This is a genomic window from uncultured Methanobrevibacter sp. (genome assembly GCF_937881195.1).
Classification (GTDB): domain Archaea; phylum Methanobacteriota; class Methanobacteria; order Methanobacteriales; family Methanobacteriaceae; genus Methanobinarius.
This window is the reverse complement of the sequence record NZ_CALGFC010000006.1, coordinates 12,010-36,484: the sequence shown is the minus strand read 5'-3', so window position 1 is coordinate 36,484 and position 24,475 is coordinate 12,010. Positions and strand designations below refer to the sequence as shown.

The 24,475-nt window shown below is 26.5% G+C and carries 22 protein-coding genes; 4 read left to right on the top strand and 18 right to left on the bottom strand.

The window, feature by feature from the left end; translation table 11 throughout:
* From Q0087_RS00585 to nifH, 4 genes are all read right to left on the bottom strand, one after another.
* Window positions 1-1,395, bottom strand: a complete 1,395-nt coding sequence (locus Q0087_RS00585; RefSeq protein ID WP_297897187.1) for a nitrogenase subunit alpha — start codon at window positions 1,393-1,395, stop codon at window positions 1-3.
* Window positions 1,396-1,507: 112 nt separating this feature from the next.
* Window positions 1,508-1,876 carry a P-II family nitrogen regulator gene (locus Q0087_RS00580; protein WP_297897184.1) on the bottom strand — a complete coding sequence of 123 codons (369 nt, stop codon included), beginning with the start codon at window positions 1,874-1,876 and terminating at the stop codon, window positions 1,508-1,510.
* Window positions 1,877-2,210: 334 nt separating this feature from the next.
* Window positions 2,211-2,528, bottom strand: coding sequence for a P-II family nitrogen regulator (locus tag Q0087_RS00575; protein WP_297897181.1), 318 nt, complete (start codon window positions 2,526-2,528; stop codon window positions 2,211-2,213).
* A gap of 322 nt (window positions 2,529-2,850) precedes the next feature.
* A complete protein-coding gene (nifH, locus tag Q0087_RS00570; protein WP_297897178.1) occupies window positions 2,851-3,681 on the bottom strand; it encodes a nitrogenase iron protein in 831 nt (276 codons plus the stop codon).
* 646 nt (window positions 3,682-4,327) lie between these two features.
* Between nifH and Q0087_RS00565 the strand changes: the two genes are divergently transcribed.
* The gene (locus Q0087_RS00565) at window positions 4,328-5,482 is read left to right on the top strand and encodes a homocitrate synthase family protein (protein WP_297897176.1); all 1,155 of its coding nucleotides are present in this window, start codon (window positions 4,328-4,330) and stop codon (window positions 5,480-5,482) included.
* 183 nt (window positions 5,483-5,665) lie between these two features.
* On the opposite strand, the gene Q0087_RS00560 is transcribed toward Q0087_RS00565, so the two are convergent.
* The 3 genes from Q0087_RS00560 to Q0087_RS00550 form a co-directional block, all read right to left on the bottom strand.
* Window positions 5,666-6,817, bottom strand: a complete 1,152-nt coding sequence (locus Q0087_RS00560) for a pyridoxal phosphate-dependent aminotransferase (protein WP_297897172.1) — start codon at window positions 6,815-6,817, stop codon at window positions 5,666-5,668.
* Window positions 6,818-7,030: 213 nt separating this feature from the next.
* Window positions 7,031-7,738, bottom strand: coding sequence for a DNA repair and recombination protein RadB (gene radB, locus Q0087_RS00555; protein WP_297897168.1), 708 nt, complete (start codon window positions 7,736-7,738; stop codon window positions 7,031-7,033).
* Between the two features lie 404 nt (window positions 7,739-8,142).
* Window positions 8,143-8,736 (bottom strand): L-threonylcarbamoyladenylate synthase, encoded by a 594-nt coding sequence (locus tag Q0087_RS00550; RefSeq protein ID WP_297897162.1) that lies wholly within the window; start codon window positions 8,734-8,736, stop codon window positions 8,143-8,145.
* Window positions 8,737-9,151: 415 nt separating this feature from the next.
* On the opposite strand from Q0087_RS00550, the gene pgsA reads away from it, so the two are divergent.
* The 3 genes from pgsA to Q0087_RS00535 are packed head-to-tail and all read left to right on the top strand — an operon-like array spanning window position 9,152 to window position 10,289.
* Complete coding sequence (gene pgsA / locus Q0087_RS00545; protein WP_297897328.1) at window positions 9,152-9,736, top strand: archaetidylinositol phosphate synthase; 585 nt, start codon at window positions 9,152-9,154, stop codon at window positions 9,734-9,736.
* A gap of 31 nt (window positions 9,737-9,767) precedes the next feature.
* A complete protein-coding gene (locus tag Q0087_RS00540) occupies window positions 9,768-10,001 on the top strand; it encodes a DUF357 domain-containing protein (RefSeq protein ID WP_297897156.1) in 234 nt (77 codons plus the stop codon).
* 42 nt (window positions 10,002-10,043) lie between these two features.
* On the top strand, window positions 10,044-10,289 hold the full coding sequence (locus Q0087_RS00535) for a DUF357 domain-containing protein (RefSeq protein WP_297897150.1): 246 nt from the start codon (window positions 10,044-10,046) through the stop codon (window positions 10,287-10,289).
* A gap of 247 nt (window positions 10,290-10,536) precedes the next feature.
* Here Q0087_RS00535 and fbp read toward each other — a convergent pair whose 3' ends face one another.
* From fbp to Q0087_RS00480, 11 genes are all read right to left on the bottom strand, one after another.
* Window positions 10,537-11,631, bottom strand: coding sequence for a fructose-1,6-bisphosphate aldolase/phosphatase (fbp, locus tag Q0087_RS00530; RefSeq protein WP_297897147.1), 1,095 nt, complete (start codon window positions 11,629-11,631; stop codon window positions 10,537-10,539).
* A 335-nt stretch (window positions 11,632-11,966) separates the two neighbouring features.
* Entirely contained in the window at window positions 11,967-13,325 is a 1,359-nt protein-coding gene (locus tag Q0087_RS00525) for a B12-binding domain-containing radical SAM protein (RefSeq protein WP_297897146.1), read from the bottom strand.
* A gap of 228 nt (window positions 13,326-13,553) precedes the next feature.
* A complete protein-coding gene (gene thiI / locus Q0087_RS00520) occupies window positions 13,554-14,717 on the bottom strand; it encodes a tRNA uracil 4-sulfurtransferase ThiI (protein ID WP_297897144.1) in 1,164 nt (387 codons plus the stop codon).
* Between the two features lie 254 nt (window positions 14,718-14,971).
* Window positions 14,972-16,234 carry a methanogenesis marker 16 metalloprotein gene (locus Q0087_RS00515; RefSeq protein ID WP_297897141.1) on the bottom strand — a complete coding sequence of 421 codons (1,263 nt, stop codon included), beginning with the start codon at window positions 16,232-16,234 and terminating at the stop codon, window positions 14,972-14,974.
* 43 nt (window positions 16,235-16,277) lie between these two features.
* Window positions 16,278-19,124 carry an alanine--tRNA ligase gene (gene alaS, locus Q0087_RS00510; protein WP_297897137.1) on the bottom strand — a complete coding sequence of 949 codons (2,847 nt, stop codon included), beginning with the start codon at window positions 19,122-19,124 and terminating at the stop codon, window positions 16,278-16,280.
* 773 nt (window positions 19,125-19,897) lie between these two features.
* Window positions 19,898-20,206: a 50S ribosomal protein P1 gene (rpl12p, locus tag Q0087_RS00505; protein ID WP_297897134.1), complete on the bottom strand. Its 309-nt coding sequence runs from the start codon at window positions 20,204-20,206 to the stop codon at window positions 19,898-19,900.
* A 141-nt stretch (window positions 20,207-20,347) separates the two neighbouring features.
* The gene (locus tag Q0087_RS00500; protein WP_297897132.1) at window positions 20,348-21,364 is read right to left on the bottom strand and encodes a 50S ribosomal protein L10; all 1,017 of its coding nucleotides are present in this window, start codon (window positions 21,362-21,364) and stop codon (window positions 20,348-20,350) included.
* 1 nt (window position 21,365) lies between these two features.
* The gene (locus tag Q0087_RS00495) at window positions 21,366-22,004 is read right to left on the bottom strand and encodes a 50S ribosomal protein L1 (RefSeq protein WP_297897129.1); all 639 of its coding nucleotides are present in this window, start codon (window positions 22,002-22,004) and stop codon (window positions 21,366-21,368) included.
* A gap of 552 nt (window positions 22,005-22,556) precedes the next feature.
* Window positions 22,557-23,039, bottom strand: a complete 483-nt coding sequence (locus Q0087_RS00490; protein WP_297897126.1) for a 50S ribosomal protein L11 — start codon at window positions 23,037-23,039, stop codon at window positions 22,557-22,559.
* Window positions 23,039-23,527, bottom strand: coding sequence for a transcription elongation factor Spt5 (locus Q0087_RS00485; protein WP_297897123.1), 489 nt, complete (start codon window positions 23,525-23,527; stop codon window positions 23,039-23,041). Before Q0087_RS00485 ends, Q0087_RS00490 begins: the two co-directional genes overlap by 1 nt.
* Window positions 23,528-23,984: 457 nt before the next feature.
* Entirely contained in the window at window positions 23,985-24,164 is a 180-nt protein-coding gene (locus Q0087_RS00480) for a protein translocase SEC61 complex subunit gamma (protein WP_297897121.1), read from the bottom strand.
* Between the last annotated feature and the right edge of the window lie 311 nt (window positions 24,165-24,475).

Genomic DNA, 24,475 nt, shown 5'->3' with positions numbered 1-24,475 from the left:
TCAAAACTCCATTAAATCCCATACAGGAGCATTAATATTATTATATATATCCTTAGCTAAGTTAAGAAATCCTTCATATCCTATATAAGGTCCGTTTTCATAACTATGTATTTGTATTGAAGGTATACCATATTTATAAACCAAATATTTCTCTTTAATACCTGCAAGAATCAAATCAGGTTTATTAATTGAAATTAATTCTTCTAACTCCAAACTGTTAGGATCATCTAAAATAGCTGTTCCATCTTTAACTCTCGCTTTCATTTTATCATATCCATCGGAATGTTCAAATTCTGATGCAACAGCAATAATATCTAAACCTAACTCTTTTTCTAAAGGAATAGATAAATGCCAACTTTTTGGTCCTCCAGAAAAAATATAAATCTTTTTACCAGTTAATTGTTCTTTATACCATTTTAATTCTTCTTTAACTTCACCATGATATTTTTCAATAACCGCTTCAGCTTCTTTTTCTAAACCAAAATATCTACCCAACATACGTAAATTATCGCTACAATATTCAGTACTAAAGAAATCAACGTTTTTATAAGGAACCCCATATTTTTGTTCTATTAAATCAGCTATATAAGTTGCAGATCTCTGACATCTAACAAGATTCAATTTAGATCTATGCATCCAACATAATTCATCATGGCTTGAATCACCACTAAATCGTGACAAAATATTTAAACCCATTTCAGTTAAATATTTTTCAAGAACCCACATATCACCATCTATATTATATTCCCCAATTAAACAAATATCATAGCCAGTGGTTTTAGGTGGTTCTTTTGTACCAACTAAACGATCAAAAACAGCATCATTTGTTACATGATGGCCTTTTGATTGAGATACTCCAGAAAAACCAGGTGTATTGAATGCTACAACATCCTTACCTAATTCTTCACTCATTTCTTTACAAACAGCATCAACATCATCCCCTATTAATCCAGTAGTACATGTACTGTTAACATAAATAGCTGAAGCATAGGGATATTCTTTATTAGACTCAATAATAGTTTCTTTTAATTTTTTTGTTCCTCCAAAAACAACATTTGCTTCTTTCAAATCTGTTCCAAAACTATATTTTAAATTAAAATTATCAATTGGGAATGTTTCCCCATTTGGAAGTTCTGGTTTTGAAGGATATCTTTTTGTTCCAGTAGTATAATATTGACAACCTACAGGACCATGCACAAGACCTATTACATCTTTTACAGCCCCAGTAATAACTCCTCTACCCCCTGCAAGAGCACAACCACGTTCAGTCATACACCCAGGTATTGTGCTTTTGTTACAATCTATCTCACTATCCTGATCAGAGCAATGCTTTATGTAAATATGTTTTTCTCTTTCAGGTATATCTTTATTTACTTCAAATAGTTTATGTGGCATTAATAATCTCCTAATATCTTCTATAACCTACCAAATATTTATTTTTCGAATATTTATTTCCTAATATCTATATAGCTATTTCAAAATATTTTATATAGCTAAAGTTTGGTGATTAAAGTATTGCTTCTAATCCTTCCTCCTTGTTTCTTACTCTTACAGAATTTTCAATTGGACAAATAAAAATTTTGCCGTCCCCATAGTTTCCAGTATGATTGACTTTCATTAGCGCTTCTACAACTAAATTTACATCTTCATCTGGAACTACAAGCATTAACAATCTTTTTGGAACATATCGCATATGATCATTGTAAGAATGCAGTTCCTCATTATTTTTAATAACTTTAACTTCATCAATAAATGATTTTTGTTTTCCTCTACCCACAACACTTGTAGCTGTTAAAGAAGGATAACCTAATGCATCTAAGACCTGTTTTGTCTTAGAAATCATTCCTGGCCTAATAATAGCTAATATCTCTTTCATATGAATAACCTTGCAATTAATATGACTTAATAATTTTAATTTAATAATATGACTTCAACATTTTTTAATAATAATAAAAATTTTAATAATTTTAATTTCAATTTTAGTAATCAATTGATAATAATTTATAAAAATAATATGACTTTATAATATGACTTTATAATGAATTAAATTCTTGAATTAATAATCTTCAATAACTATTTACTTAGTCCTAAACACTTGCTACACTAAAAAAATTAAATTGAAAATAATTATGAAAATATGGAAATAGAGACTATTAAAGAGATTTAATCAAGATAGATTTAACCAATAAAGTAAATTAATGAGATCTGATTTATAAACCTTCAGATCTAGTTCTTACAGTATAAGTTTTTTCAACAGGACTTACGAATATTTTACCGTCACCAAAATTTCCAGTAACAGCAGATTCTGTTATTACATCTATAGCCTGATCTACAGATTCATCTTCTACAACCAACATTATTAGTCTCTTAGGTAGCTCATCATAGCTAATATTATCTTGATGAATTCCTTTTTGCTTACCTCTACCTATGACATCAATCTTTGTAAGAGCAATAAATCCTGCTTCATCTAAAGCATCTACTGTTTGCTCAATTCTTTCAGGCCTTATAATGGCTCGAATCATTTTCATTTAATACTCTCCTAATTTTAAATTAAAAAAAATAAATATTTAAAGATAATTTCTTATAATCAATTTTTTAACAATTCCAACCTTTTAATTAATTTTTATGGTTTAATAATTAATTTATTTAATCTATTTATCTGTTTACTAATTTATTTTAATTTATTTATATATTTAATAATTTATTTCAAGTTATTTATATATTTAATAGTTTATTTCAAGTTATTTATATATTTAGTAATTTATTTTAATTTATTTGATTTATTAACTTTTAATTAAACTTATTTATATTATTTAGTTCATCGATAATCTTATTAATTTAATAATCTTATTAATCTAAAATTCCAAATTCTACAACTAAATCTTCTAATTCTTCCATTTTTAAAGGATCAGGTATAACAAAGTTGTCATTATTAATAATCTTACCAGCTAAAGTTTTATACTCATTAGCTTGATTACATTCATCATCAAAATCAGTGACAGTTTTTTTATTGAATTCTGCTTTCTGTACAATATTATCTCTTGGTACAAAATGAATCATTTGAGTTCCGATTCTTTTACAAAATTCTTCAATGAGTTCTTTTTCACCATCAACATTACGACTATTACAGATAATTCCACCTAAACGAACACCACTTTGATTAGCATATTTTACCATACCTTTACAAAGGTTGTTAGCTGCATATAATGCCATCATTTCACCAGAAGCAACAACATAAATCTCTTCGGCTTTACCATCACGAATAGGCATTGCAAAACCACCACAAACAACATCCCCAAGGACATCATAGAAAACATAGTCTAAGTTATCTTCATAAACTTTAAGCATTTCCATCATGTTTATAGCTGTAATAACCCCTCTTCCTGCACAACCTACACCAGGTTCAGGACCACCAGATTCAACACATTTAATATCTCCAAAACCTACACTCATGACATTGTCAAGATCCATACATGCTTCTTCGCCTTCATCTCTAAGAGTATCCATAAGAGTTTTTTGCATTTTACCCCTAAGAATCATACGAGTACTATCTGCTTTTGGATCACATCCATGAATCATTACTTTTTTATCATGAAAATGTGCCATAGCAGCAGCAGTATTTTGAGTTGTAGTTGATTTACCAATTCCACCTTTTCCATAGATTGCAATTTTTCTTACCATCTTATTCTTCCTTATTTAACTTTATTTTTAATATTTAATTTTAATACATAGATTATATTACAAATATTTATTTAAATATTTTATTTTTAAAATAGGGCCTTTAAATCTGTTTTTAAAAAACAAAATTGATATTTAAAGATCCAAATACAAATTTAAACTATATTAATTATTTAATCCAAATAAACAAAATTTTTAATAATTTTAAAATTTATGTTAATTAATGATAAATAAATTAATACTAGGAAAACGGTTTCCGTCTTCCGACAACTTTATATTGTAGTTCATCATATATAAAGATTGTGCTAACAATGCAAAGATAAAATAAAAAATATTATGACAAAGTCCAATATTTAGATTAATACATTATTCAACTGTTCAGAAAATATAATTATATGTTAAAATATGCAATAATTTAAAAAAAATCTAAAAAAAGAAAACATAAGAGACAAAAATTATATTAAAATCAAAATAACAAAAGTCAAGTATTTAATAACAAAAATCAAGTATTTAATAAATAATTTATAATCAAAAAAAGTATTTTAAAGCTGATTCAAGCAAAATAAGCAAAAAATTAAAATTATAAAAAAATAATTAACAATGAAAAATGAAATTTATTAATAAAAAATAAAATTAAAAAGGTGTATAAATGAAAGATTATATTAGTCATTATAATAAGAAAGCGAAATGTAAATTTCCAAAAAATATAAAAATATGTGATACAACTCTTAGAGATGGAGAACAAACCCCTGGAGTTAGTTTAAGTGAATTTGAAAAGTTAGATATTGCTATAATGCTTGATAAACTAAAAATACCCCAAATTGAAGCAGGATTCCCACTTGTTTCAGAAAAAGAAAAAAACTCAATTAAAAAAATTGTTAATGAAAATTTGAATTCAAAAATAATAACATTATCGCGTGCTAAAAAGGAAGATATAGATGCGAGTTTAGATTGTGGAGTAGATGGGACAATAATATTCATTGGAACTTCAGAAATAAATTTAAAAAATAAAAGATTAACTCAAAAAGAAGCTTTAATGAAAAGTATGGATGTCATAGATTATGCAAAGGATCATGGTTTATATGTAGGATTTTCAGCAGAAGATGCAACAAGAACAGAATTAAACTTCCTGAAAGAAATTTATAAAGAAGCACAAAATAGAAAAGTTGATAGAGTACATATCGCAGATACAGTTGGAGTTATAACTCCCCAAGGAATGGAATATTTAGTAAAAGAATTGAGAAAAGAAATCAGAGTTGATATAAATCTCCATTGCCATAATGATTTTGGTATGGCTCAACAAAATGCAATTGCAGGATTATTAGCTGGGGCAAATATTGTTGAAACTACAATAAATGGAATAGGAGAAAGAGCTGGAAATACTCCTCTAGAAGAATTAATAATGTCTTTGAAAATTTTATATGGAATAGATCTTGGATTTAATACAGAAATAATAAAAGAAATATCTGAAACTGTAGAATTATATACAAAAGTAAATATACCAGATAATAAACCTATTGTTGGTAAAAACATATTTAAACATGAATCAGGAATACATGTAGATGGAGTAATAAAAAATCCATTTACTTATGAACCTTTTTCTCCATCAATTGTTGGACAAGAAAGAAATCTTGTTTTAGGGAAACATTCAGGATCAAAAGCTATAAAATCAAAATTGAACCAATTTGGAATAAAAATGAAAGAAAATAAAATTCCAGAAATCCTTAAAATAGTTAAAGAAACTAGTGAAAATGGGAATATAATAAATGATAATATTTTCAAAGAAATAGTTGAAAAAGTATAAAAATAAAAATTAATATACATATATTAAAATAAAAAAAGAATAAATAAATTGGGAATAAAAATGAGGATATTATATATTAAAATAAATATTTAAGAATAAAAATATCCAAAAATTAGAGATAATATATATAATAATGAAATATAAAAAATAAAAAAATATTATAATAAAAACTGAAGAATTAAGTTATTTTCTTAATTCTTCTACAGCAATTTTAAATTCTCTTACAAAAATTTTAACTTGTTCTTCAGGAATTGAAAAACTAACTCTAAGATAATTATCCCCAAATAGCTTACTTGTATAGTTACCTTGTCTTGTGAATATTTTTTTATTTAAAAGGTAATCTGCCATTTTTTTAGGATTTATTCCAGTAGCTTTAAGATCAATAGCTAACATATTACCATCTGAAGGATATACAGGAATAAAAACACCTTTTATATCATCTACACACTTCTTAATTAAAATTTGATTATTTCGAGTAGTGCTTGTAATTTCTTCAATCCATTTATCTTTTGATTTTAAAGCAGCTATTGCAGCTGATTGTGCAATCAAATTAGTACCCAAATCATTTATAAGAATTGTCCTAACAGAACTAATTGTTTCATTTGTTCCTATAATTGAACCAATTCTTAATCCAGCCATCCCAAAAATTTTTGAAAAGCTATAAATAGTTATTGCATTATTAGGAGCATAATGAGCAGCTAAAAAATGTTTACGTGCAAAATCCCTATAGGTTATATCATGTAACAAATATAAATCATTTTCAACAGCTATTTTTGCAAATTCTTTAATTTCTTCTTCTGTATAGCAACTACCTAAAGGATTTAATGGATCTATAAGGACAATTATCTTTGTATTTTCATCCATATATTCTTTTACAAGCTCAGGAGTTAGCTTATAATCATTATCACTACTATAAATAGGAACAGATATAACTTTATTAGAAAATCTACTCGCAAAGTTGTCAATAATAAGATAACCTGGATCACAAGTTATAACATTATCTTTTGGCTCCAAAATATCATTCATACAAAGATATAATGATTCAGTTCCTCCAGCAGTTATTAAGATATCCATATTTTCTAGATTAAGATCTTTTAAAATTAATCTTTTCAATTCTGGAAATCCCTCAGGAGGAGGATATTTACAATATTCTTTGCTTTCAACACAATTAAGCATTGCATCTCTTATATAATTCTCATTGTGAAGATGATTAGTATTTTGACCCATCCAGATAATTTCTTTATCATTAAAAACGTGTTCAAAAAATTCATTAGCTGATTTAAATCCTTTTGGAGGTATTTTAGCAGCTTTTGCATATTTTTTTGGTTGGATCATATTATCACAAAACATTAACATTTAATAAAAATAATAGTTATAAAATAATTTTACAACATAATTAATTATATTCAAAATGGCTTATAAAACTAATGGTTAATAATATAAAATAATAAAATAATGAGATAAAGTGTATAATGAATATTAAATTAATGAAATAAATATAAAAAAATAGCTAATAAAAAGAATTGAGAAAAATATTTGGATACAAAATTATTCAATACCATTGTTTGTAATAGAAAATTTAATATTTGTACCTTCTGCTATTGATTTATGTCTTTTCAAAGTAGCTATACGTTGTCCATTTATATCTGATTTTGAAAGTTCAACAATTATTTTACTCCAATATCTTAATATAGTTCCACCAACAGGCACAACGGTGCTAGTGTTTTCATCTTCAAATGTCGAATAAATCTGATTAGTTATAACAACAGCAAGATCGTGTTTACGAGACATTCTAGATAAAGCTCCCATCTGAGTACCTAATTCCATGTTTAATAAATTAGAATTTTTTCCTTCTTTTAAACGATATAGTGCTACTGCAGAATCTATTATTATTAAATCAAAATTATTTTGCTCAGAACTAATAAGTGATTCAATAGTTTTTATATTATTTGATTGTTCTTGGAATGAATTAGGCTCAAAAACAATTATATTATTAGCCACGTCATTAAAATCGTTTTTAGACAATTGTTTAACCCTATCAATTGAGATTCCACCCTCAGTATCTATATAAGCTACTTTTTTGTCCTGTTTCGCTACTTGAACTGCAATATTTAAAGATATGTTGGTTTTACCAGATCCAGGAGGCCCATAAAATTGAGTTATGTTTCTTTTTTCAATCCCCCCTCCTAATATAAGGTCTAAAGAAGAGTTAGTTTGAATTTTTGAAGGATTGCTTAAATTAGCTAGAGATTTCATATTTTCACAATTTAATCATATAATTACTTTTATTATAAGCTTTAAAAATTAATATCATATAATTCATTTTATTATAGATTAATTTAATTATATAATTCATCTTATTATAACTTAATTTTCTTATATAATAAATTTATTATTAATGAATTTTATTACATCAATTCTTAAAGTTTATAATATTAATATTGTTAATACTAATATTAATACTATACTAGATTGAATTATTATAAATTTAATGAAAAAATAGAAAATAAATAAAAATAGAATAAATAAAAAAGTTAAAAAAATAATTAAAAAATTAGAAAGAAAAAAGGTAGAAAATAAAAGGTAGAAAATAAAAGGTAGAAAATAATATAAATAATGAATATTAGAAAGATTAATAATAATATAGAATAATTCAGTCTTTAAAGGTTGCCTTTACCTTGTCTTAATATATCTTGTTTTTTCCTAGTTAAATCTATTACAGTAGAAGGTTTTGATTGTTCTAAAATGCCCACATCAATGACAAAATCTATTCCTTTATTTAGTTGTTTGATAATATCATCAGGATTATTTAATGTTTCTTTTCCAGATAAATTTGCACTAGTAGTAGTTATTGGAAAATTTTTTGTTAAATTTCTTGAAATAATACTTTCAGGAATTCTAATCCCAATTTTATGATTTTTAGTAGCATAGTCAAGTATTGGATCCTTTTTATATAGTATAAAAGTGAATGGACCAGGTAAATTTTTTTTAAGAATATTGATTATGTCTAAAGGTGTATCTGCAATTAAAGAAATCTCAGGGACAGATGAAACACATACAGATAATGGTTTAAAATAGTCCCTATTCTTAATATTATAAACCTTTTCAACAGCTTTTTCATCAAATATATTTGCACCTAAACCATAAACTGTATCAGTAGGATAAAGCACAACTCCTCCAGAACTTAAAACTTCTATAGCCTCATTAATTAAATTAAAATCAGGGTTGTTTTTATCCATTTTAACTATCTTCATTTAAATCACATGTAAAGAATTAAGAATACTATTTTTTAAATAATTATTATTATTTAAGATTATTATTGCTATCAATATTATACTAGTATTTGATTAAATAGTACTATAAAATTAAAAAATATTTTTGTTGAAAAATAATGTATTTCTATCCATGAAAAATTATCCTAATAATATAATATAGAAATATTATTCAAATTGATAAAACGCATTATAGAATCATAAATCGATTTTAGCAATTTAATTATGTTTCTAATTATTATTAATAAAAATTATCCATTAATCTTTAATATTTTTTAATTTTATAGATAATGGTTAATCCAATAGTAATGTAATAATTGTTGTATTTAATAAAATAAATAATTTTTCATTATTTTATAAAAAATTATATAAATATTTGTTTTCATATACTATAGCAATGTTAGAAAGATTCAGACCCCTTTTAAAAAAAATTCTTGAACCTATTGCTAAAAGAATAAATTTAAACCCAAATATATTAACGTTAATATCTCCCATAATTGCCATAATATCTGCAATATTTTTTGGAACAGGAAATTTACTGGTTGGAGGAATTTTTATCCTCTTGAGTGGTGTTTTTGATGTTTTTGATGGTGCAATAGCTAGATATCATGACAAAACATCAGATTTTGGAGCTTTTCTTGATTCTACAATGGATAGGTTTTCTGATGCAATAATAATTATAGGAATAGTTTGGGGCGGCTACACATCATGGTTATTTGGGATTTTAGCTATTCATTCAGCAATTACTGTAAGTTATGTAAGAGCAAGGGCCGAAGCAAAAGGAATTGAATGTAATATAGGAATAGCTGAAAGAGCTACTAGGCTTATTATTCTAATGGCAGGTGCATTTATAGCAGGAATATTTGGTGGTATTTATATGAATTGGACCATTATATTACTGATTATCCTTTCATATATAACAGTTGTGCAAAGAATTCATCATGTCTGGAAAGAAACAAGTTATGAAAGAAGAAGACTATAGAATAATATTAAAATAATTAGAAGGTAGAACAATGAACAATACCGATAGAATTTTAAGTGATATCGAAAAACTTGATGAAAGTTTAGATAAAATAGAATCTTTAAAATTGAACAAAGAAGAAAAAGAGATAATAAAAAGGGCAAAAAACTATAAAAAAGATTCTAATTACTACCTTCAAAAAGAAGATGAATTAACATCATTTGGATGTATAACATATGCACACGGATTAATTGATGCATTATTAATTAATCGGAATATAGAATAATAATAATAATATGAAAAATATGAAACATTACGGAGAATATAGATGATAGAAAACCTAGAATGGGAAGAAAAAATATTAAAAGACATTGATAAGTTAGAAAATAATCTTAAAGAAATTGAGGGGCTAAATTTTTCTAAAAAAGAAGAAGAAGCGAAACTTAGAGCAAAAGATTATATGGAAGATTGTAAATACTACCTCAAAAAAGGAGACCAAATAACTTCTTTCGAATGTATTAGCTATAGCCACGGACTAGTTGATACTTTAAGAATTATTCATGAAATTATTTGAATATAAAATGATAGAAAAGTAAAATTATAAAAAATAATCTAAAAAAATATTATAAATTTAAATTTTTTGAAAATTAAAATAGATAAAAATATATCCAATTCAATAATATTTATTAATAAAAGTTTATTATTAATAGAAAAAATATTGTTGTTATATATAATGTTTATAAAAAATAAGAAAAAATATTATTTAAATACATACTATTTTTATACAATAACTATATTAAAAAATAAAAAAATAATGGAAATTAATCCATTTTTTCAAAACGAGATTCTAATTTTTCTAAAACACCTGGAAGAGAAGTATATTCCATTTCTTCACTTGGTAATCTGTGTGGTTCAAATGGACCATGTCTTCTCATATAATCAGCAATATCAGAAGCTTGTTGTCTAGTTCTATCAAAAGCAGGATCATCAAATAAATCTACAGGCATTCCAAGTTTTGCATCAGCAATTGAAAATCCTAAACCAATAACTCTTGGAGGACCATCAAATCTAATAGGATTAGCATCATATTGAGCAGTAGGCATTAAAGGCCCATTATGAGAACCTCTCATCCATCCACTTACCAAATGAGGGAATGCAAATGGCTCAACAACTTCTCCAGCTGATGGAAAACCAGATTGCGCCCTTACAATAGCTGCTGGGTCATCTTTACCAACATAAGATCCTGCCATTAGATTTAATCTTTCAGTACTCATACTAGCAGCTATTTCACCATTCTTTTTAAAGATTCTTTTAATTACATATCTTCCAGTTGAACCTAAAAGTGCAAGTAAATCATATGATTCTTCAGGACAACTCATAATAACTTTTCTATGTTCAATTACATCAAATACTTCAAATTTAAATCCATCATGCATACTTGGATCAATAGTAAGTCCCGCAGTGTTAAATGGATCTGCAAATAACCTATATAATGGCAAATTAAATGCACCTGGCTCGGTTTTATCACAACAGAAAACAATTACCGGATCACTTGGTCTTTCTTTAAATTCCATTTCTGCTACACCCGGACCCATACCTTTAATGTTACCTGAAAAAGTATCAGATAATAAGTCTTGTCCCGCACCATATAATTTTAATTCTCTAGCTAATTCAGTAGCTTTCATAAATGCATTAAATGCAGTTTCATGGACTTCTTCATTTTCCTCACCATTTCTGTGAGTCATTATCATATCTATATCGTCTCCACAACGAGTTATATAATAATCTTCCAATAACCCATCTTCAAGAGCTTTTCCTAAAACTTCATCACAAGTTTCTAATAGAGCTGGATGAGCCACTAAATGGCCAGAAATACTTCCAACATCTGCTTTTATTACACTAATAGTTGTTTTCATTATATTACCTCAAAAATTGATTTTAATTATTCTAATATTTGATATTTTAGATAATTTCTATTTTAGATAATTTAATTAATTATCTTAGGATTAATAAATCATTTAAATTCATTATTAAATTGTCAACTATAATTTATCTACAAATTTATAGACATATTATTTATTTAACATCCATATTATATATATTTATTATTCTAATTATTCTTTTTAATTCATTTTAGTATTATTACTAAATTATTAGTAATTTTAAATACATAAGTTTTTAATATTATTAAAATATTTTAGTTCATAATTTTAAAAACCTATTTTTTAATAATTAATTATAAATCAATGAATTAACTTAAAACATGCCTAAAAACTCCCCAAATTGTTTTAAGAAGCATTGGACCATCAATTATCAATTGACGTATAAGATAAGTTGGCCTTAAATAAAACTTACAAAAAGCAATAGTCTGATATTTTCTTAAATCTTCTAAAGAACATTCAATAGTATCAATTATTGGAGAAATTAAAGTATATTTCGACCAATCTTTCACTTTAATCATGTTGTTTTCAAAAACTTGTTGGTAAAATTTAGTGCCAGGATAAGGAGTTGCTAAAGAAAAAATAGCATAAGAAGGCTTTAAATCCTTTACAAAATTCACAGTTTTATTTATACTTTCATGAGTATCTCCTGGCATCCCCAACACGACAGAAGCTATAGTTCGGATTTTTTCCTCTCTACAAATTTTAAATGCATTTTTAATTTTTTTAATAGTAGTATTCTTATTAACATTATCTAATATTTGTTGTTCTGCGGATTCAACACCCATGAATAAAGTTATACATCCTGCTTCCCTCATTTTTTTCAATACTTCTTCATCTAATGTATCTACTCTTGCAGTACAGCCCCATAAGACATCAATATCTCGTTTTATTATTTCATCACAAATAGCCATGACTCTTTTTTTATTTATTGTGAATGTGTCATCCATAAATGCAATTGTTTCTATATTAAAATTTTTAATTAAATATTCTATTTCCTCGATGATGCTTTCAACAGACCTCAAACGAAGTTTAGATCCATGCATTGATGCTGAAGAACAAAATGAACATTGCATAGGGCAACCCCTGCTAGTTATCATTGTAGACATTCTAGTTTCCATATTAAGAAGTTTATATTCTTGCATAGGAAGTAAATGTCTTGCCGGATATGGTAAAGAATCCAGATCGTTGATTAAATCTCTATCTGGAGTTATAATATTATTAAAAGCAATTCCTTTAACTTTAGAAAGATCTTCACCCTTTTCAATGGTACTGACAAGATCCAAAATGGTATATTCCCCTTCTCCACGAATGATAATATCAATAAAATCATGTTCTAATAGTTCTTCATAGTTAAAAGTAGGATGATACCCTCCCATGACAATTAAACTGTTAGGAAAAAGTTCTTTAGATATTCTAGCAGTTTCCAAAGCTTTTTCTATAGTTGGCGTTAATGCAGTAATGGCAATAATATCAGGATTGGAATCCTTTAAATTATTTTCAAAATCTTCCCAACTCATATCAGATGCTGAAGCATCAATAATATTTACCGAAAAATTATTTTCCTCTAAAACAGCAGCCATATATGCAAGACCCAAAGGTGGTGCAATAACTCCCATAAATTTATATTTAGATGCTGTTTGTGGAGGATTAACAAATGTAATTTTCATTTACCCAACTCCACATAAAATATTTAATTTATTAATCTTATTTTTATCAAAATTATTTTATTTAGAATAATTTATTTATTATAATTTTATATATTATCAAAAATATCTCATTTAAAATATGTTATTTAGAATAATTTATTTATTATAATTTTATATATTATCAAAAATATTTTGTCTAAAATAATTTATAATCATGATTTTTATAATTATTTATTATTAATAATACTTCTATTCTTCAGAATTTTTAAAAATTATCGAATTAAACGTATCATTAATTAATTCTTCCTGATTAATATCATTTTTAGCTTTTCTAACTCTTTTTATATCTGCCTTTGTTTCAGGATATCTTGGAACAGCACTACATCCCCCATCATCCTCTTTTGATATATCATATGTCCCTATTTTTTTAGCTATTCTTTCTATTTCAACTTTATCCATACCAATTAAAGGACTTAAAATAGGAACATCAACATCTTCCCTAGTAGCAAGAATATTAGGGAGAGTTTGAGAAGCTACTTGACCCACACTACTACCATCAACAATTCCTAATGCGTTCATTTCTTTAGCTAATTTGCCTGCAATCTTATACATTCCCGATTTACAAAGAATACACGTCATTTTTTCTGGAGCATCATCTTTACACTTTTTAAGATAGTCCCCGTAATTAACAACCCTAGATCTAAATTTAACTCCCTTTGAATATGATTTAAGTTGTTTAATAATAGAATCAAATTTTTCTTCAGATTTTGGTTTTGTATATGGATTATTATCAAAATGAAGAGCTATTATCTCACATCCTCTTTTCATCATAAGATAAGTTGCTACAGGAGAATCAATTCCACTAGATATAAGAGAAATTAATTTTCCTTGAGTTCCAAGAGGTAAACCTCCCGGACCCCTAATTTTTTCATGAAATATATAAGTTTCATTATCACGAACTTCAATAAAAATCTCAAATTTAGGGTTTGTCAAATTAACTGGGCAACCAAGTTTTTTAACAACAACTGAACCTGCAAAAGCTGCTAATTCCTGAGAAGAAAAATCATGAACCCCCACCCTCCTACATCTAATTGCAAAAGGAGTATCTGAAGATATTAAACCTTCTTCAACCAAGTTATCAACATAAATATTTAATGTATTTTCAATATCTTGGAAATTGCTGTAAGTAGATATAGCTGGAGAAAATGATACAATACCAAAAATTTTTTTAAGTTCAAATATAGCTTCATTAAAATTTTCTGGAAAAATGAATATTCTTGCTTGATTTATATCAATTTCACAATTAAAAGAGGCTTTAATATTTGATGAAAGCTTTCTTTCAAAACGACTTCTTATTTTAGGGCTTTTAAGGCCCAATTCACCATATCTTGCAATTATTAAACTATGTTTCATTTGATTCCTCTTTATTTATTAATATTAATATATAAATTTATTTAAAAAATGAATGAAAATATAAATTAGATTATAAAATGAAAGCTATAAATTAAATTATAAAATAAAATTTTAATATTAAACTATAAATAAAATTTTGATATTAAAATATATATTAATTAATAAATTAAATTATAAAATAAAATTTTAATATTAATCTATAAATAAAATTTTGATATTATAAATATATATTAATTTATAAATTAAAATATAACTTAAAGCATAAATTCTTTATTTTCAATCATCTCTTTTAATTTATTAGTTAATGACTTCGCTCTTTTTATATCTGATTGCCTACATGAAATTGGTATAGCATATTCATTTTCATCAATGATAGTATTTACAACACCCGTATCCATTTCAAATGCTCCTCCAATACAAGAATAAGAACACATCCCACAACCAAAACATAATTGAGTATCCAAATTTTTGTTTCCTCTTTTATTACTATAAGCGAATGTAGGACAACGTTCTTCAACTAGACAGTTACTACAATCAATACATTTGTTCATATGAAAAGTTGGTCTTTCATCATAGCTTTCCCATACCTGAGAATAATCTGTATTAGAAAGAGGTAAATGTCTACCCCTAATATCAGCTATAGGAAGATTTATATCTTTATTTAAAATTAAAAGATTTGAAAATACTTTTTCGTTGAGAATAGGGATAGGTAATGCTACAGAATCAAATATTTCAGGACCTTCAGAAGTTTTAAATCCTCCAAAATATTCAGAATCCATTTGATGCATATCTGCAGATAACATCATATTAGGCTTATTATCATTGCTTCTTGTTCCATTTCCCAATACAATACCTTCAGATCCATTAAGTAAAACTTTTGTACCTTTTTTAATGATATCCATATTTGGATCATTTTGAATAGGGTTAATCTCCCCACATCCAGAAAAAGAAAAAGATTTAAAATTTCCTTCCATAGGAATTGCATTAAATATTGATGAAACACTATCATTAGAGGGATTAATAAAAGCAGTATAATTTTTAAAAGCCATTCTTGTTCCAATAATTTCAGCCCTAGGAATATCTTCAATAGTGATAGAAGAAGAAAATTTTTTACCATCTATAGATTCTAAATCAATATCGATTTCTTTTCCCTCTAATAGGTCTTTAAATAAAAAACCCCCTCCGTATTCAGAATTATCTCTACTATGAGTAGTTCCATAAACAATTGTATCAATAGAACCCAACCATTCATTAGGACAAGGCCCTGAGAATCCTTGAACACCATTTAAATAAATATTTTTAGCTTTCTTAAAAATTCCTGGTTCGAAAATATCTAAGTGAAATATTGCCGCAGTACCAGACATTATGCCACAAGTACCACAAGTTACAACATCAACATCTTCAAAGTCTGGAACCTCTCCATTTCTAACTAATTCTTTTAAATCTTGAGCTGTGAAAATATTAGCTTCACCATTAGATATTTTATAATTAATCTCTTCAACTGTTCTTGATTTCAAAAAATCATCCCTAATTTTTATAATAAACAATAAAAATGTAATATTATCCTAGTTCATTATTAACAAGTTTAATAGCTAGTTCAGTAGCTTCTTCTATTTTATCAAATTTAGGACCTGCTCCTTGAGCAAGGTTAGGTCTTCCACCACCACCACCACCAAGTATGGTAGCAGATTTTTTGATTATTTCATTTATTTTTATATTTTTATCAATTGCTGTTTTAGAAGCCGCCCCTACAATTTTACCATTATTATTTCCAATTATAACAATATCAGCTTTTCCATTATCCGTAAAATCAGTAGCTATTTTCTGAAGTTCTTTTATATCTCCATTAATTATTTCTTTCAATATATTTAAACCATTAATCTCTTCTAAATTATCCGCCAAGTTATTAATTTTAAGATTAGCAATTTCAGATTTTAGCTTATTTAATTCATTTTTATATGATTTCCACTCATTGAAAAACCTTTCACATGTTTTAGGAAGTTGTTCAGAAGTTACTTTAAATATATCACTACTTTCTCTTAAAAATTCATCATTAGTTTGCATTGATTCAATCGCTGAATTTCCTGCTGAAAAATCAATTCTTTCAACACCATCCTGAATTCTTTCAGTTTTATTAATTTTGATTAAACCAATTTCACCAGTTTGTGGGACATGCGTTCCTGCACAGGCTTGAACATCTATTTTAGGAATATTTACAACCCTTATTAAAGAACCTGGAACCACTCCTCCCTGATAAAGAGTAAAACCATATTTCTTTTCAGCTTCATCCCTACTCATCCAAGTTATATCTAATGAGATATTTTCCATTACTAACTCGTTAGCTATTTTTTCTATTTGATCAATTTCATTTTGAGTTATAGGTTTATAATGAGATAAATCAAGCCTAGACCTTTTAATACCTTTTTGAGCACCAGCTTGCCATATATGATTACCTAAAACCTTTTTAGCAGCGGCAATTATTAGATGAGTAGCAGTGTGATTTCTTGCAAGAGCTATTCTCCTTTTCCAATTAATTTTACCGTTAATTTTTTCTCCTATTAAATTTAAATTATTCTTGAAATAGTTAACATCATCAACAACACTAATTTTATGTAAAACTACATCGCCAATTTTTTCAGCATGAATAACTTCCATTTGCTTTCCATTAATTGTTAAATATCCAATATCAGAAGGTTGGCCTCCCCCTTCTGGATAAAAAGCAGTTTGATCAAGTATAATAGAAACTTGGTGTTTTAATTTAGAATCAGAATTTTCATTATTTTCCATCCCTTTTTCTTTATTCTGATTTTTATCCAAATCTTCTTCATTAAAAGAATTTTCATCTTCATTGAACTTATCATCCCAAATAATATCTAAAATTTCCGCTTCAAACATAGAAATATTAAAATTATCATAGAATAAAAGATCTGTTGGAGGATAATCTATATCTAATTTAGATTCAAGGATAAATTTCTCCCCACTATGTTGATTAGCTACTAAAGTAAAGAAATTATCAGGTATATCAACTTTAAATTCATCTTCACCATAATTTTCATCTGATATCTCTTTTACAGTTTCAGGAGGCATTCCATGAGCATCATAAAGATCTATTAAAATTTCTACTGGCATTGAATCTTTATTACTTTTCTTTAAATTTTTAATTGTTCTTTTAACAACCCTATTACCTTTATCAATAGTCTTAGCATATCTTTCTTCTTCAAGATTGATAATATTCATAATATGATCATTACTTTCTTTGATTTCAGGATAAAACTTTGATAAAAATTTAAGTTGTATTTGCATAATAGAAGAGAGAGAATTATCCATTTTAAGTTCTTTCATAAACCTAATTGTTCTACGCAAAACTAATCTTGCAAGATATCCTTCTTTAACATTAGATGGAATAATACCATCCGCCAACATAAATGCTAGACATCTAGTGTGATCAGCTATAATATAAATAGCTTCCATAGGTTCGGCAGATTTAAGAAGTTCTTCAATAGATATATTAAGCTTATTAGCTACTTTTTCACGAAGAGAACGGATGTCGGCAAATGTTTCTATATCCATCATACCTGCAATTTGGGCATTTTCCGCCAAAATATTTTCATCTACATCGATATTTGTAATATTTTTTAATTCATTTATAACTGGAGCAAAGCAAGCATCATAAGCAGTAGGAGTTCCCTGACTAACCCATGCAAAACGTTCCAAACCATAACCCGTATCAACTGTTTTAATAGGAATCTCCTCTTTATCCCCATTAGGAAGTATCTTATATTGCATAAAAACAAGAGTTGCCAATTCTACTCCACGAACACAAACTTCATAGCAAGGTCCAGCATTTCCTCCACCTTCCCACCAAGATTCAATGAAAGTAATTTCAGAAGAATCAATTCCAATACTAACAATAAAATCATGACAAAGCTTAACAGTATTATCTTTCCAATAAACTTCATTATCTAAGCTATTAAAAGCATGATGAGCACCCATTGTAAAACAAGTCATATGTCTACCAGTTCTTCCCACATTATCCACATCATTTAGACGAATAGAGGGTTGAGCGATGACAAGAGGATTAGCAGGAGGTTCAACTAGGCCAGATGTTACCCATGGCTGAAAATCATATATTGAAGCCCCAACTAAAAATACATCATCCCTCCATCTTTTTGCCAATACCGGATAGCGAGAAACAGGCGTATGGCCATTTTTTTCAAAAAATTCCCTAAAAGACTTTTGAATTTCAAATAGGTCATAATCTTTATCAGTTGCAGGGTTACCAATGAATTCATATTCATCACATGGTGCATCTCCACAAGTAGATCTCTTTGGAATAGACCAAAATTCGTTTCCACATGTCTCACACTTCTGCTTACTAAAACCTAATTCTTTTAATATTTCAGTCATATTATCAATTTTAAAAGTTTTTTAATATGTTTTATAATTTTTATTATCTATAAAATATTTATAATAAAACATGAAATTCCTATCAAGGAATATAGAAATTAAATAATTGCCTAATTCTAATTATGATAGATTAATAATTAATTATTTTTTATTAAAGAGTTTAATAAACTTTAATTTGTTATAGTAAATAATAAACTAAAATTATTTATTGAATAAATAATTAAAACATTGAAAAAAATAATGAAATAATTGAATAATTAAATAATTTTAAATTTACTTAATATAAGTTAGTTAATATAATAAATTAGATAATTAATTAATATGAATAATGGTATAATAATTTAACTAATTTAATTTATTTAGATAATTCAGTGCTTTAATAATTTAGTAGTTTAATACTATAAATAATTTAATTAATATAACTTATTAAATCATTTTAGCAATATATAATATGTTTTGTTTAATCGTCTTAATAATATTAATTATTAAAAATATAAATTTATTTTGTTAAGTAATAATTACATTAGTTATTAATTAACAAAATAAATTTTGCAATAAAATAAAAATTAATACCATAATAAGTATAAAAAATTTCAATATTATTATTATTATTAAAATTAAAAATAAGTAAAACTAAAAACAAAAAAGTGTATTTAATAAATATATTCTTTATTTAATTAAAAATTATATAATTAGATTTTTAAAGAATATGGGCTTTGAATTGAAATAAGATAATATAAAAAAATAAAAAAATAAAAAGAGAAAAGAAAAAATTATCCGAATAAAGCACCTAATCCAGCTGCTGCTTCTTCTTCAGATGCTTCTTCTTCTTCCTCTTCTTCCTCTTCTTCTACTTCTTCAGTAGCTGCAGGAGCTGTTTCAGCTGCTGCTACAGGAGCTGCTGCCATAGCAGTAGTTGCAATAGCTTCTTCGATGTCTACATCTTCTAAAGCTGCAATTAATGCTTTTACTCTAGCATCATCTGCTTCGATTCCTGCTGCTTCAACAATACTTTTAACATTTTCTTCATTGATATCTTTATCTGCGCTGTGCAAAATCATTGCTGCGTATATATATTCCATGTTTTCACCTTATATTTAATTATATTTAATTATATTTAAATTTTAATTTAAATTTTAATGATTTAAACTTTTAATAGATTAAATCTAACAATTTTATTGAATAATTAAAAACTATAAACTTTAATTTGAAATTGTCATCTATTAACCAAAGAGAGCTCCGAGGCCAGCTGCTGCTTCTTCTTCAGCTTCTTCCTCTGTTTCTTCTTCTTCCTCAACATCTTCATTATCTTCAATAGTTTCTTCAACTACAGGAGTAGCTACAGAAACATTAGATAATTTTTCAACAAGCTCCTCATCAAGAGCACCTTCTTCATCGGATATTGCACTAGCTAAAGCTAACATTTTAGCATTTGCAAGAGCAATTAAAGGTTCTGTTGTTTCAGATGTGAGTACAGATGCATTCATAGCCAAATTAACTGACTTACTATTTGCATTTTGGATAATAGCAACAATAGTTTCTTTAGTAGGTATTCCCGCATTAACAGAAAGATTAAATGCTTGGGAAAATGCGCTTTGAACATCAGCCAATGTTTTTTCTTCATCAATAGTTAACAAATCAGAAGTATAAACAGACTCTTCTTCATAAGCTGCTCGTAAATCAATTCCTACTTCCATAGGTTGAATATCAAGTCTTGTTAACATACTAGCAACTTGTTTTGAAACAGGTTCACCAGCTTTAACAATAACATGATCTTTAGAAACTACAATCTTACCTTTGTCAATCTTAGCAGGTATTCCCACTTGTTGTAATTCACCAAGTATTGGTCCTGGTTCAAATCCAGTGTCCCCTCCAGGAACAATAATATCAGAATCAGGAATATTTCCTTCCTTAGCAGGTGCTGAGGTTTTACTGTCTTCTAATATTTTAAATAACTTGAAGGGATTCATATCAGTGAATACAATTGCAGGTTGGCCATCCATATGGTTAGAAAGATCTACAAGGTTTTGTTTTTTATCATTACAGTCTTTGAAAGCTAAATCAATTAAATTCTTTTTAGACATTCTAATGACAGCTTTGCCTGTTAAAGATTGTCTCATTTTCTGAAGTTGTCTAGCAGGTATATTAAGTAAATTTACTATACCGATTACTTCATGAGAATCAATCAAACCTTTAAGTTCTTTAACCTCTTCTTTCTTCCATTCAGCAACGTGAGCCATTTTAAATCACCCTCACTACTGAACCCATTGTTGTTTTAACAAACAGGGATTTTATTTGGTTTCTTCCTTTTTCTAAATTGCGGTCTAAGACTGTGAGAACTGCCTCGATATTTTCAGCTATTTGCTCGTCACTCATATCCTGAGTTCCGACTAAAGTTTGGATACTTGGTTGGTCTTTAACACCTATTTTAACAGTAGTTTGTAACCTTTGAATCAAAGGTTCTGCTTTAGCATTAGCAGGAACTGGTTTAGGCATTTTTTTTCTTGGACCTAAAACTGGCCCTAAGAATCTACCAACAAGTGGCATCATATCAGCTTGAGCTACGAAAAAGTCATGAGCATTAGCTACTTTTTTAGCTTGTTTTCTGTCTTTTCCATACTCTTCTAAAGCTTCTTTAGTCACAACAAGATCGATACCAGCATTTTTAGCTTGAACTGCTAATTCCCCATCCGCGATAAATCCTATTTTAACATCTTTACCACGACCATTAGGGAGAGCAACTTCTTCATCAAACCGATTTTCTGGTTTTTTGACATCCAAATCTTTGATGTTAATAATAACATCAATAGATTGTGTGAAGTTTCTCGGCTTAGATTCATCTTTTGCCTTCTTCACCGCTTCCATAATCTCTTGTGTCATATAAATCCTCCATGAACTTTAAGCCCATTGGATATATTTTGGTTTCATGATCAACTGAAAATCAATAAGATCATAGTAATTAATCTGATAATCAATTTAATATATTAATATAATGTGAATATAATTATAATTAAATATAATTAATTCTGATTAAATATAAAATTAAATACTTTAAATATTGATTTAATCAATTGTATGAATATAAATGTATCAATTACAAAAATAATAATTAATATAAACTAATAATTGATATAGAGAGATAATTATAATATTAAATAATAATAAAATTATCTATATATAATCTTATCTAATTCTAATTAATTAAATTAGTATATAAATCATATAATTAAGTAATATCATCTACAAATTATTTTGAATAATATTTAATAATTCTAGAATTTAAATTTAATAAATCTAGAAATTTAAAATTTAATAAATCAATGATTTAAACGTGAAAACAAAGATTCATAGAAATTTAATATAAAAACTATTAATTATTCTAAAGAATAATATCTATCCTAAAAAAATAATACTTATTCTAAAGAATACTACTTATTCTAAAAGAATACTATCATATTCTCCAGAATCAACAGCTTTTTGTGCTTCTCTTGGATCTTTACCATCCACAGTAATACCCATACTCACACAAGTACCCATTACTTCTTTAGCACCATGTTTATAATCATTAGCTAAAAGAGTATCAAATTTCATTCTAGCTATTTTTAAAGATTGTTCTACTGATAAATCAGCGACTTTATCTAAGCCAGGATCTTGAGATCCTTTCTCGATTTTTAATTCGTCCATGATGAGAGCTGTGGTTGGTGGAGTACCAATTTCTATTTCAAAATTTTTAGTATCACTATCAATAATTATTTTAACAGGCACTTTCATTCCTTCAAAATCAGCACTTTTTTTGTTGATTTCCTCAACAACTTGCATCATATTAATTCCGAAAGGACCTATAGCTGGACCAAGAGGTGGTCCTGGAGTTGCACTTCCTCCTTCTATAAGAATTTCAACGGTATCTTTAGCCATTAGTCAGCCTCCTTTTGTATAATTCTAATTTGATCTCCTTTAACAGTTACAGGAATCGGAACTGCAGCTTCTATTAACTCAAGAACAACTTCTTCACGAGATTCGTCAATACGAACCACTTTTGCCCTTTCTCCTTTGAAAGGACCAGATATAAGCTCTACTATACTTCCTTTTTGGATAGAAGATATAATAGGCTCAGGATTTAGGAATTTTTTAACTTCTTCAAAAGAAACTATATTAGTATTAGCTACACTTCTAGAATTACTTTCAACAATACCCCTTAAATGAGGAATTTTAAATGCAGGGTTTTGCATATCTATTTTAGTCGAAGATTCCACTAATATATAACCTTTTAAAGACTCTGGTACGAGAATAGCTCCTAAACCAATACCACTATCCTTTGATTTCCTAGCTAACATCCTAGCCACATTTCTCTCTTGACCTGTTGCTGTCTTAAGAGCATATATGGAATTTTTATAATCTTCCATTTTAAAATACACCTATACAGATTAAAATTTCATCTATTCATCTAATAAAGATTAAGATAAACTCAATACAAACAATACATATTAATACTATTTAATCAAGTTAAAAAAATACTTAATATAAATAGTTAAAAAGATACTTAATTCAATATAATAAGTAAATTTTTACAAGTCTATAATAATATTAAAATCAGTATTATATTATTTATATTAATGTTATATTTATATTATTCAAGTATTTAAAGTTTTCAAAATTAAAACAAATAATCAAAAATTAATATATTCAAAAATTAATATATTATCAATTCTATTATTAATCTAATTTAATAATTTATTAAATTATCAATATTAAAACATTATGAATTATTAATTTAATCATATTTAATATTGTTTGTTAATAATTTATTCAAAAAACAAAAACTTAATAAAAATAGAATATACTATTAAAATATCTCATATATTAAATTCCAATCAATTGGAAAATTAAAACTATTACAAATCCAACAGCACCAATAATAAGTATACCGATAGCTGTTACTTTTGAAAAATTGACATATTCTTCTCTATTAGGCTTTTTAGATACTTTTAATACTCTTTTACATTCTTTGAAAAAACGGTTCATTGATTCTTGAAAACTCATTGAAAATCCCCTATTTATCTTGAAATAAGGTTGTGATTTAATATTATAAAACCTTAAAAAATTTATTAAATAAACTATTTCATATGATTATTGAAATATTATATATTATTATCCTATATAATTTCATATATTTAATAATAATCAATACTTGAATTAATAACTATTAAATAATTATAATCTAATTTTTATTATAATCTAATTTTTTGGTTTAATGAATATTAAATAATAATATTAAGCTAAAATAATATTAAGCTAATTAAATTATTTAATTAATTATTGAGCTAATTAATTGTTAAGTATTTATAATAATA

What these genes read in the sequence shown, in the direction of transcription:
- Q0087_RS00495 (WP_297897129.1), bottom strand. Translation starts at nt 22,004, where the DNA reads ATGACACAAGAGATTATGGAAGCGGTGAAGAAGGCAAAAGATGAATCT.
- Q0087_RS00535 (WP_297897150.1), top strand. Translation starts at nt 10,044, where the DNA reads ATGATAGAAAACCTAGAATGGGAAGAAAAAATATTAAAAGACATTGAT.
- rpl12p (WP_297897134.1), bottom strand. Translation starts at nt 20,206, where the DNA reads ATGGAATATATATACGCAGCAATGATTTTGCACAGCGCAGATAAAGAT.
- Q0087_RS00565 (WP_297897176.1), top strand. Translation starts at nt 4,328, where the DNA reads ATGAAAGATTATATTAGTCATTATAATAAGAAAGCGAAATGTAAATTT.
- pgsA (WP_297897328.1), top strand. Translation starts at nt 9,152, where the DNA reads ATGTTAGAAAGATTCAGACCCCTTTTAAAAAAAATTCTTGAACCTATT.
- thiI (WP_297897144.1), bottom strand. Translation starts at nt 14,717, where the DNA reads ATGAAACATAGTTTAATAATTGCAAGATATGGTGAATTGGGCCTTAAA.
- radB (WP_297897168.1), bottom strand. Translation starts at nt 7,738, where the DNA reads ATGAAATCTCTAGCTAATTTAAGCAATCCTTCAAAAATTCAAACTAAC.
- Q0087_RS00540 (WP_297897156.1), top strand. Translation starts at nt 9,768, where the DNA reads ATGAACAATACCGATAGAATTTTAAGTGATATCGAAAAACTTGATGAA.
- Q0087_RS00490 (WP_297897126.1), bottom strand. Translation starts at nt 23,039, where the DNA reads ATGGCTAAAGATACCGTTGAAATTCTTATAGAAGGAGGAAGTGCAACT.
- alaS (WP_297897137.1), bottom strand. Translation starts at nt 19,124, where the DNA reads ATGACTGAAATATTAAAAGAATTAGGTTTTAGTAAGCAGAAGTGTGAG.
- Q0087_RS00500 (WP_297897132.1), bottom strand. Translation starts at nt 21,364, where the DNA reads ATGGCTCACGTTGCTGAATGGAAGAAAGAAGAGGTTAAAGAACTTAAA.
- nifH (WP_297897178.1), bottom strand. Translation starts at nt 3,681, where the DNA reads ATGGTAAGAAAAATTGCAATCTATGGAAAAGGTGGAATTGGTAAATCA.
- Q0087_RS00525 (WP_297897146.1), bottom strand. Translation starts at nt 13,325, where the DNA reads ATGAAAATTACATTTGTTAATCCTCCACAAACAGCATCTAAATATAAA.
- Q0087_RS00560 (WP_297897172.1), bottom strand. Translation starts at nt 6,817, where the DNA reads ATGATCCAACCAAAAAAATATGCAAAAGCTGCTAAAATACCTCCAAAA.
- Q0087_RS00550 (WP_297897162.1), bottom strand. Translation starts at nt 8,736, where the DNA reads ATGAAGATAGTTAAAATGGATAAAAACAACCCTGATTTTAATTTAATT.
- Q0087_RS00580 (WP_297897184.1), bottom strand. Translation starts at nt 1,876, where the DNA reads ATGAAAGAGATATTAGCTATTATTAGGCCAGGAATGATTTCTAAGACA.
- fbp (WP_297897147.1), bottom strand. Translation starts at nt 11,631, where the DNA reads ATGAAAACAACTATTAGTGTAATAAAAGCAGATGTTGGAAGTATTTCT.
- Q0087_RS00485 (WP_297897123.1), bottom strand. Translation starts at nt 23,527, where the DNA reads ATGGAAGATTATAAAAATTCCATATATGCTCTTAAGACAGCAACAGGT.
- Q0087_RS00480 (WP_297897121.1), bottom strand. Translation starts at nt 24,164, where the DNA reads ATGAGTTTTCAAGAATCAATGAACCGTTTTTTCAAAGAATGTAAAAGA.
- Q0087_RS00585 (WP_297897187.1), bottom strand. Translation starts at nt 1,395, where the DNA reads ATGCCACATAAACTATTTGAAGTAAATAAAGATATACCTGAAAGAGAA.
- Q0087_RS00575 (WP_297897181.1), bottom strand. Translation starts at nt 2,528, where the DNA reads ATGAAAATGATTCGAGCCATTATAAGGCCTGAAAGAATTGAGCAAACA.